Here is an 8,970-nt window from a genome sequence, read left to right on the forward strand (position 1 = left end):
GCCCGCACCCGGTCAGAGGGTGCGGGCACCGCCGCTTCGACGGAGTCGTGCTAGCTGATCGTGAAGTGCAACGTCTCGTCCAGGAACGGGATTTCGATCACCGGGTTCGGCTGCGCCATCAGCGCGAGCAGCGTGATCGCCACGCCCAGGACCCCGTACGTCACCATGTCCGTGAACCGGGAGCGCACCGCGAGCATCCCCACCGACGGCAGCGCCCAGCGCAGCACCGCCCCGGCGATCAGCGCGACCCCCACGAGGATCGTGCCGACCCGGAACAGGTCGAAGGCGGTGAGCAGCAGCCCGAGCCCGGTCGTCCCGAGCACCGTCAGCATCGGCCACTGCCGGGCGGGCGCGGGGGCGTCACCCGCGGCCGCGCGGCCGCCGCCCTCGGGCCGCGCGGTGTCCCGGGTGATCGACGGGAACCGCCGAGTCCGCTTCCGCGGCTCCGGCGACTGAGCCTCGGGCGACTCCTGCGGCTCCGACGACTCCGGCACCGACGACTCCGGCTCAGGTGCCCCCTGCGGCCCCTTCGGCTCCTCGCTCACGGACGCGCCCATGTCAGTGCGTGCCCGCGGAACGCTCCGCGGCCTCCACGACGTTGACGAGCAGCTGAGCCCGCGTCATCGGGCCGACGCCGCCCGGGTTCGGGGAGATCCAGCCCGCGACCTCGGCGACCCCGGGGTGCACATCGCCGACGATCTTGCCGTGCTCGTCCCGGCTGACGCCCACGTCGAGCACCGCGGCGCCCGGCCGTACGTCCTCCGGCTTGATCAGGTGCGGGGAGCCCGCGGCGGCCACGATGATGTCGGCCTGGCGGAGCTGCGCCGCGAGGTCACGGGTGCCGGTGTGGCACTGCGTCACCGTGGCGTTCTCCGACTTGCGGGTCAGCAGCAGCGGCAGCGAACGGCCGATGGTCACGCCCCGGCCGACCACGACGACATGCGCGCCGTTGATCTCCACCCCGAACTGCCGGAGCAGCTGGATCACACCGAACGGGGTGCAGGGCAGCGGCGCCGGCTCGTTGAGCACGAGACGGCCGAGGTTCATGGGGTGCAGGCCGTCCGCGTCCTTGGCCGGGTCGATCAGCTCCAGGATGCGGTTCTCGTCGATGCCCTTGGGGAGCGGCAACTGCACGATGTAGCCGGTGCACTCGGGGTCGTCGTTCAGCTCGCGCACGACCGCCTCGATCTCGGCCTGCGTGGCGGTGGCGGGCAGTTCGCGCTGGATGGACGCGATGCCCACCTGCGCGCAGTCGCGGTGCTTGCCCGCGACGTACTTCTGGCTGCCGGGGTCCTCCCCGACGAGCACGGTGCCGAGGCCGGGCGTGACGCCCCGCGCCTTCAGCGCTTCCACGCGGCGGACGAGGTCGGCCTTGATCGCTGCTGCGGTGGCCTTGCCATCGAGAATCTGGGCGGTCATACCCCCATCCTCGCGGATGACCCGCCCCGAGCTCCAATCCGTGTCCCTTCTCCGCCCGTACCGGCCGATTCAGGGCCTTTTCAAGGGCGGAAATGATGATCAGGGATGTTGCACTTGCACAACTCCTTGGGGTACCGGCTGGACAAATACGCCGGGGTTTTAGAACGATGAGCGGCGCAGTGCCGCGGGCAGTGCACGGGGGGACAACCGAAGTACCGCTCAGCTCCTCCGTACCCAACCGCGTAGTCCCGCACATCAACGGAGGAAACAAACAGCCATGAGCTTCGGCGACCCCAACAACCCGTACGGGCAGCAGCCCCAGCAGCCCCAGCAGCCCCAGGGCGGCCAGCCCTACGGCTATCCCCAGCAGCCCCAGGGTCAGCCCGGCTACGGCTACCCGCAGCAGGCCCCCCAGGGCGTCCCGCCGCAGCAGGGGTACGGGTACCCGCAGCAGCAGCAGGGCGGTTACCCGGGTTACCCGCAGGGCCCGGGCGGCAACGTGCCGGCCGGCCTCAACGTCGTGACCATTCCGGGTCTCGGCACCGTGCAGCTCGCCAGCATGGGCATGCGCTTCGCGGCCCGCCTGATCGACGGCCTCATCATCGGCATCCTCTACACCATCTTCATGGTGGCCGGGGTGTTCGGCGCGATGGGCCTGGTCTCCAGCGCCGAGGACTGCGGCAGCTACATGGACCCGGGCTACGAGGCCTGTGTCAACGAGGCTGCCTCCGGCGTCATGGCCGTGTTCTTCGGCGCCATCGCCGCCCTCGCGATCATCACGCTGCTCTACGAGTGGCTGATGATCTCGTTCCTGGGTGCGACCGTCGGCAAGTTGGCCCTCAAGATCAAGGTCATCAAGATCGACACCGGCCAGGTGCCCGGCGCGGGCAGCGGCTTCCTGCGCTGGCTCATGCCGCAGGTCGGCTCGATCGTCTGCGGTATCGGTGCCCTGCTCGTCTACCTGTCCCCGTTCTGGGACGGCGCCCAGCGCCTCCAGGGCTGGCACGACAAGGTGGCGAGCACGGTGGTCATCAAGAAGTCGTAACGCCTTAAGCCTTAAGGCAGTTCAGGGCCCCGGAGCCCGTGCATGAACGCCCCCCACGCGGCGGCGGGAAACACGAGCACGGGGCCTTCGGCGTTCTTGGAGTCCCGGACGGGCACGAGGCCGGGGAGGCCGTCGCGGACCTCCAGGCAGAGCCCTCCATCGCCGTTGCTGTAACTGGACTTGCGCCAGTGCGCGGCGCCGGGGAATGCCTTGGCGTAGATGAACTTACGCCTGATGACGCCCAAGTCTTTCCGGTTGCTTGCCATTTCGGTAGTCCTCGGCCGCCTTCTCGATCAGGGCAAGGGACGCCTCTGGCGACAGCGCTGCGGCCCTGACCCGATCGTAGGCCCGCATGTACTCCCTTACGAGCCCAGGATCACCGAGGATCTGACCGTGGTACATGCTCTCCGTGTACATGAGCGGCGGAGCATCAGCAAAGGTCAGGAACCTTGTGGTGCCCATCAGAAACGGATGCGCACCGACGTTCCACGGCAAGATCTGTGGAACGAAACGGCGGTAGCGGCGGCAGCACTTTGCGACGTGAGCAAGCTGTTCTGCCATCTCATTGGCCCCCACGATCGGCTGCAGGGAGGCCGACTCGTGCAGGACGATCCAGGACTCAGGCCCTTGCGAGTCCTCATAGATCCATGAGCGCCCGCGTCGAGCAGCCACCTTGGCGACAACCTCATCCTCGGCCTCGTACGGGTGAGCAGCGTGGACAAGCGCGCGAATGTACGGCTCAAGCTGCAGCGGTCCGGGAATCACCGTCGGATCCCAGTCCTGAATTTCGCGGGTGCGCTCTTCTTGCTCCACAACGTCGGCGTAGTAGTCGGCGTGGCCGCTGCGGCGCGCTTTCCGCACATCTTCACAACGTCACTCGAAGAACCCGTCCGTCCCCAGCACACGATCCACGTGCCGCGCCAAGTCGACCGGCATGCGCCGCTGCCCGCGCTCGATCTCGCTCAGGTAGCTCGTCCCGTAGAACGAGCCCTCCACCGTCTGCTCCAGCGTGCGCCCCGCCGCCTCTCGCTTGAAGCGCAACTCCTTGCCGTAGAAGGCCGGGACGCTCGCCGAGCCGTCAATGTCCTTACGCGCGCCCATAGTTGCCGCCTTCCACAACGCGCACCGTGGTGCCGAAACCCTTTCCGCACGGCCTGCCCGCATCCCTGCAACACGAAGACCCCGGCGCCGAGTCGGGCCGGGGTCTGATGCTGCTGGCCGCCGTGTCAGCGCGCTGGGGCGTGACACGGCGGCCGGACGGCAAGACCGTCTGGTGCGAGCTGATGCAGGCCCCGCACCGAGCGGAACTCAGTGGAAGAAGTGCCGCGTACCCGTGAAGTACATCGTCACGCCGGCCTTCTTCGCGGCCTCGACGACCAGCTCGTCGCGGACCGAACCGCCGGGCTGCACCACGGCCTTGACGCCCGCGGCGGTGAGGATCTCCAGGCCGTCGGGGAACGGGAAGAACGCGTCGGACGCGGCGTACGAACCGGCCGCCCGCTCCTCGCCCGCGCGCTCCACGGCGAGCTTCGCCGAGTCGACCCGGTTGACCTGGCCCATGCCGACGCCGACGGAGGCGCCGTCCTTCGCGAGCAGGATCGCGTTGGACTTCACGGCCCGGCAGGCCCGCCAGGCGAAGGCAAGCTCGGCGAGCTCGGTCGCGGAGAGCGCCTCGCCGGTCGCGAGCGTCCAGTTCGCCGGGTCGTCGCCGTCGGCCTGCAGCACGTCGGTGACCTGGGCGAGGCCGCCGCCGTCGATCTGCTTGAACTCGGCCGGGGGCTGCGGGACTTCGGGGCAGCGAAGGACGCGGATGTTCTTCTTCCGGGACAGCACCTCGACCGCGCCGTCCTCGTAGTCCGGAGCCACGATGACCTCGGTGAAGATCTCCGCGACCTGCTCGGCCATCGCCACGGACACCGGACGGTTCACGGCGATCACGCCGCCGAACGCCGACAGCGGGTCACAGGCGTGCGCCTTGCGGTGCGCCTCGGCGACATCCGGACCGACCGCGATCCCGCACGGGTTGGCGTGCTTGATGATCGCGACACAGGGCTCGGAGTGGTCGTACGCGGCCCGGCGCGCGGCGTCGGTGTCCGTGTAGTTGTTGTACGACATCTCCTTGCCGTGCAGCTGCTCGGCGTTGGCGAGACCGTCGCGGCCCGAGGTGTAGAGCGCGGCGCCCTGGTGCGGGTTCTCGCCGTACCGCAGCACGTTCTTGCGCGTGTACGTGGCGCCGATGAACTCCGGGAAGTCCTCGCCGTCGCCCGCGTAGTCCCCCGCGAACCAGCCGGCGACCGCCACGTCGTACTCGGCGGTGTGCCGGAACGCCTCGGCGGCGAGCCGCTTGCGGGCGGCCAGGTCGAAGCCGCCGTCCTTGGCGGCGGCCAGCACGTCCGCGTACCGCCCGGGGCTGGTGACGACCGCGACCGACGGGTGGTTCTTCGCCGCGGCGCGCACCATCGAGGGGCCGCCGATGTCGATCTGCTCCACGCACTCGTCGGGCGAGGCACCGGACTCGACGGTCTGCGTGAACGGGTACAGGTTCACGACGACCAGGTCGAAGGGCTCGACACCGAGCTCGGCGAGCTGCTCACGGTGACTGTCCAGGCGCAGGTCGGCGAGGATGCCGGCGTGCACACGCGGGTGCAGCGTCTTGACCCGGCCGTCCAGGCACTCGGGGAAGCCGGTGAGCTCCTCGACCTTGGTGACCGGCGCCCCCGCGGCGGCGATCTTCGCGGCGGTGGAGCCGGTGGAGACGAGCTGGACGCCCGCCTCGTGCAGCCCGAGCGCCAGCTCCTCCAGGCCGGTCTTGTCGTAGACGCTGATGAGAGCCCTGCGGATGGGGCGGGGACCTTCTACGGTCGTACCTTCGGCGGTCACGGGATGGAAACCTTTCGTCCCTCAATGCGGTAGCCGTGCCGGGCCAGACGCCCCACGACCTCGACGAGCAGCGAGCGCTCGACTTCCTTGATGCGCTCATGGAGCGCGGCGCCACCGTCCTCGTGATCCTCGTCCCGGACCTCGACCACGCCCTGCGCGATGATCGGCCCGGTGTCGACGCCGTCGTCGACGAAGTGGACGGTGCAGCCGGTGACCTTCGCGCCGTACGCGAGCGCGTCGCGGACGCCGTGGGCACCGGGAAAACTGGGGAGCAGCGCGGGGTGGGTGTTCACGGTCCGCCCGCCGAAGCGCGCGAGGAACTCCTTGCCCACGATCTTCATGAACCCGGCGGAGACCACCAGGTCGGGCTCGTACGCGGCGGTGGCCTCGGCCAGCGCCCGGTCCCACTCCTCACGTGTGGGGTGATCCTTCACCCGGCACACGAAGGTCGGCAGTCCCGCGCGCTCGGCCCGCTCAAGACCGGCGATCGCCGCACGGTCGGCACCGACGGCGACGATCTCGGCACCGTAGGCGTCCACGCCCACGGCGGCGATGCCGTCGATCAGCGCCTGCAGATTGGTGCCGGACCCGGAGACGAGTACGACGAGGCGTTTCGGGGCGGCGGCAGATGAGGCCACGACGGGGCCCTTTCATGGCTTGCTCGAATTTGTGCGGTCGTACAAATGCTTCATGGCTCCCGATACGGGGAACTCTACGAAGCGCTCGACCGTCAGCAACGATACCGGCACACGCAGCGGCCCCCACGGGACGGGGACCCGGCCGGGAGGTAGCGTCTGGGAAGTACGCGCTACCGACGCCCTGCTCGGGCCTCAACTAGGGGAAGACGCACACCTGATGCCGGACCGACTGCCCACGCCCTCGTCCTCGCCGCAGCAGGACCCGTCCACGGACGGGCACCGGCAGAGCGCGAGCCCGGACCCGGAGAGCACCGGCTCACGGCGGAGCGGACGCCCCGACACCTCGGACAACCCCTTCGCCGCTCCGCCCGAGGGCAGCCCCGACCGCCCGTGGCAGCCGCGCCAGCCCAAGAACGACGACGAGCGGGACGGCCAGAACGGCGGCAGCCGCTGGAGCAGCCGCCAGCCCGGCCGCTCCGCCAACCCCTTCGGGCAGCGCCCCGGCGACGGTGACGAGAAGAACCCCGGCCAGGGCGGCGGCCCCGGCGGCCTGCGCTGGGACCCCACGGACCCGGTCCAGCGCCGCGCGCGGTACGCCCTGCTCGCCGGAATGTGGGCGTTCTTCTTCGCTCTGTTCAGCTGGCCCTACGTGGGTCTGCTGCTCGGCGCCCTCGCCCTGTACTGGGGCATCAGCTCGCTGCGGTCGGACAGCGGGGCGGGCGCGGGCGGCCAGGACAAGGACGGCGGCAAGGACAAGAGCACGCGCGCCTCGGCCGCCGACATCGGGGCCGGTACGCCCGACCACAGCCGGCCGCAGGTCCCCGGGCAGCCGGCAGGCGGGCAGCCGGCGCGGCCGCAGAAGACCGCCGCGATCAGCGGCATCGTGGTCGGCTCGCTCGCGCTCGCCATGGTGGCGGCGACGTTCACGGCGCAGGCCGTGTACCGCGACTACTTCACCTGCGTCAACGACGCCCTGACCACGACGGCCCAGAAGCACTGCGGCGACCTCCTGCCGGAGCAGATCCGCCCGCTCCTGGAGACCGAGACCCCGGAGTGACCAAGACCCCGGAGTAGTGCCGGGTGGCTGACGCGCGTGATCCTCCGCGCCCCTGCCGGGCACGGAGGATCACGGTCACGACGTACCGCTCACGCTTCCTTCGACTGGGCGTGGCGCTCCGCCACGCCGGTCAGGAAGTCCTCGATGACCGGGTCGCCGAGCAGGACCGGGCCGACCTGGTGGTGCTCCTCCGGGTCGACGGTGATCTTCGCCGCCTCGGCCGCCGCGTCCGTCATCGCCTGCCGCTCGGCGGCGGCCTTCGCCTCGTCGCCCGCCTCGATCGCGGCCAGCGTGTTCAGGCCGTGGTCCATGGCCCGGCCCCACAGCGCGGTGGCCTCCAGCCAGCGCTCGGCGTCGGCGAGGAACAGCCGGTCCGTGTCGCCGTCCCGCAGCGTCGCGGGCGCCTGGGCGATCTCCCGGACGACGGGCCTGAACTCCCGCAGCGCGGCGGCCGGTTCGGCTCCGTACGCCTTCCAGAAGTCCGCCACCTCGGCGGTGAGCTTGGGCGACTGCGGCTGCCACGGCTCGTCCCCGAACGTCGGCGCCAGGTGGTTCAGGTCCACGAACCGCTGCATGGCGTCCGCCGTCCGCGCGTCACCGCCCGTCAGGTAGAGGGCGGCCTGTCGTGCGGACCGGTCGCGGTCGTACGCCTCGTCGTTCCAGGCGAAGTCGAGCATCGTGAACATGGCGGGCTTGCTGGCCGACTCCTGGTTCATCGGGTTGGAGACAAGACCGCTGATGTGCTGCGAGAGGCCGGGCTCCCGCTTGTCGTACGGGGCCAGGAGCAGCCGGCCGCGGGTCCTGGCGAAGTCGTTGACCGGGTAGTTGTCCCAGACGAACACCTTGCGGCCGAACAACTCGGCGGCGCGCTCCGCCTGTTCGTTGGTGATCTCGGGCGGCACCACGTCCGTGCCGGTCCACATCACCTCCACCTTCGGGTCGAGGGTGGAGCGCAGCGTCTCCTTGTACGCGGTGTCCGTGAGGTCGCCGTACTCGGTCGGCACCATCTGCAGCGGGTTCGCGTCCGGGTGGGCCTCGATGAACTCGCGCTGCACGGTGTTGAGCAGCCGCACCTGCGCCGCCGCCGCGGCCGCCCGCCCCGGAGCACCGAACTCCGCCTCGTCGCCCGCGCAGTTCCACTTCGTGTAGCTGATGTCGTCGAGCGGGATCGAGAAGGACCGCACCCCCGCCTCGTACATGGCGCCCAGCTTCGCGGTCAGCGCCTCGGTGTCGGCCGGGTCCGAGTAGCAGATGGACGTGCCGGGCGACACGGCGAAGGTGAAGCGGACGTGATGGTCGCTGGCGCGCTCGACCAGGGAGGCCAGCTCGGCGAGCTTGTCGGCCGGGTAGGGCTCACGCCACTTCTCCCGGTGGTACGGGTCGTCCTTGGGCGCGTACACATAGGTGTTGGCGCGTATGTCGCCGAGGAACTCCATCTGGTCGAGGCGTTCCTCGTGGGTCCACGGCGGCCCGTAGAAGCCCTCGATGCTGCCGCGCAGCGGCATCGCGGGCCGGTCGCTGACCGAGGCGCCCGCGATCCGGGACGGCCCGTCCTCGGTCCGCGTGAACAGCTGCCGCAGCGTCTGTACGGCATAGAACTGGCCGGCCGCGTCCGTGCCGCCCAGGGCCACCGTGCCGGTCCCGTCCTCGCCGCCGGAGACCCGCAGCGCGTAGCCCTCGGCGTGGTCGGGGACGGCGGTGTCGCGCAGCGCCTCAGCCACATCGGCGCGCGCGGCCGGGCCGAGGAGCAGGGTCAACGGCGCTTCGCCTGTGGCCTGTTGGCGTACGTCGACGTTCTTGACGCCGTGCGCGTGCAGCGTGTCGACGAGCAGCTTGCGGGCGGCTTCGTCGGTCGCCGCGTCCACGACGACCTCGGCCCGGCCGCCCACCCGGATGTCGTCGCCCGCGCGGGACATGGTGCGCGGCGTGGG

At 70.6% G+C, this 8,970-nt stretch carries 10 protein-coding genes; 2 read left to right on the forward strand and 8 right to left on the reverse strand.

Annotated elements, in window-relative coordinates:
* Window positions 1-50: 50 nt before the first annotated feature.
* Window positions 51-545: a DUF3017 domain-containing protein gene (locus GUY60_RS29210; protein ID WP_376771334.1), complete on the reverse strand. Its 495-nt coding sequence runs from the start codon at window positions 543-545 to the stop codon at window positions 51-53.
* A gap of 13 nt (window positions 546-558) precedes the next feature.
* Window positions 559-1,419, reverse strand: a complete 861-nt coding sequence (locus GUY60_RS29215) for a bifunctional methylenetetrahydrofolate dehydrogenase/methenyltetrahydrofolate cyclohydrolase (protein WP_161703170.1) — start codon at window positions 1,417-1,419, stop codon at window positions 559-561.
* A gap of 277 nt (window positions 1,420-1,696) precedes the next feature.
* On the opposite strand from GUY60_RS29215, the gene GUY60_RS29220 reads away from it, so the two are divergent.
* Window positions 1,697-2,464, forward strand: a complete 768-nt coding sequence (locus GUY60_RS29220) for an RDD family protein (protein WP_161703172.1) — start codon at window positions 1,697-1,699, stop codon at window positions 2,462-2,464.
* A gap of 11 nt (window positions 2,465-2,475) precedes the next feature.
* Here GUY60_RS29220 and GUY60_RS29225 read toward each other — a convergent pair whose 3' ends face one another.
* From GUY60_RS29225 to purN, 5 genes are all read right to left on the reverse strand, one after another.
* Window positions 2,476-2,730 carry a DUF397 domain-containing protein gene (locus tag GUY60_RS29225; RefSeq protein ID WP_161703174.1) on the reverse strand — a complete coding sequence of 85 codons (255 nt, stop codon included), beginning with the start codon at window positions 2,728-2,730 and terminating at the stop codon, window positions 2,476-2,478.
* Window positions 2,690-3,325, reverse strand: coding sequence for a DUF5753 domain-containing protein (locus GUY60_RS29230; RefSeq protein ID WP_312866472.1), 636 nt, complete (start codon window positions 3,323-3,325; stop codon window positions 2,690-2,692). The genes GUY60_RS29225 and GUY60_RS29230 overlap by 41 nt, the downstream gene beginning before the upstream one ends.
* Window positions 3,326-3,337: 12 nt before the next feature.
* The gene (locus GUY60_RS39795; RefSeq protein ID WP_312866473.1) at window positions 3,338-3,565 is read right to left on the reverse strand and encodes a helix-turn-helix domain-containing protein; all 228 of its coding nucleotides are present in this window, start codon (window positions 3,563-3,565) and stop codon (window positions 3,338-3,340) included.
* A 207-nt stretch (window positions 3,566-3,772) separates the two neighbouring features.
* Window positions 3,773-5,344 (reverse strand): bifunctional phosphoribosylaminoimidazolecarboxamide formyltransferase/IMP cyclohydrolase, encoded by a 1,572-nt coding sequence (gene purH, locus GUY60_RS29235; RefSeq protein ID WP_161703176.1) that lies wholly within the window; start codon window positions 5,342-5,344, stop codon window positions 3,773-3,775.
* Window positions 5,341-5,982 (reverse strand): phosphoribosylglycinamide formyltransferase, encoded by a 642-nt coding sequence (purN, locus tag GUY60_RS29240; RefSeq protein WP_161703178.1) that lies wholly within the window; start codon window positions 5,980-5,982, stop codon window positions 5,341-5,343. The genes purH and purN overlap by 4 nt, the downstream gene beginning before the upstream one ends.
* A gap of 217 nt (window positions 5,983-6,199) precedes the next feature.
* Here purN and GUY60_RS29245 point away from each other — a divergent pair, with 217 nt between their 5' ends.
* Window positions 6,200-7,039, forward strand: a complete 840-nt coding sequence (locus GUY60_RS29245; protein WP_161703180.1) for a hypothetical protein — start codon at window positions 6,200-6,202, stop codon at window positions 7,037-7,039.
* An 89-nt stretch (window positions 7,040-7,128) separates the two neighbouring features.
* Here the strand turns inward: GUY60_RS29245 and GUY60_RS29250 are convergent.
* A partial coding sequence (locus GUY60_RS29250; protein ID WP_161703182.1) for a glycoside hydrolase family 84 protein occupies window positions 7,129-8,970 on the reverse strand: 1,842 nt, incomplete at its 5' end.

The organism is Streptomyces boluensis, from assembly GCF_009908195.1.
GTDB classification, from domain to species: Bacteria; Actinomycetota; Actinomycetes; order Streptomycetales; family Streptomycetaceae; genus Streptomyces; species Streptomyces boluensis.

What these genes read in the sequence shown, in the direction of transcription:
- GUY60_RS29215 (WP_161703170.1), bottom strand. Translation starts at nt 1,419, where the DNA reads ATGACCGCCCAGATTCTCGATGGCAAGGCCACCGCAGCAGCGATCAAG.
- GUY60_RS29220 (WP_161703172.1), top strand. Translation starts at nt 1,697, where the DNA reads ATGAGCTTCGGCGACCCCAACAACCCGTACGGGCAGCAGCCCCAGCAG.
- GUY60_RS29225 (WP_161703174.1), bottom strand. Translation starts at nt 2,730, where the DNA reads ATGGCAAGCAACCGGAAAGACTTGGGCGTCATCAGGCGTAAGTTCATC.
- GUY60_RS39795 (WP_312866473.1), bottom strand. Translation starts at nt 3,565, where the DNA reads ATGGGCGCGCGTAAGGACATTGACGGCTCGGCGAGCGTCCCGGCCTTC.
- GUY60_RS29245 (WP_161703180.1), top strand. Translation starts at nt 6,200, where the DNA reads ATGCCGGACCGACTGCCCACGCCCTCGTCCTCGCCGCAGCAGGACCCG.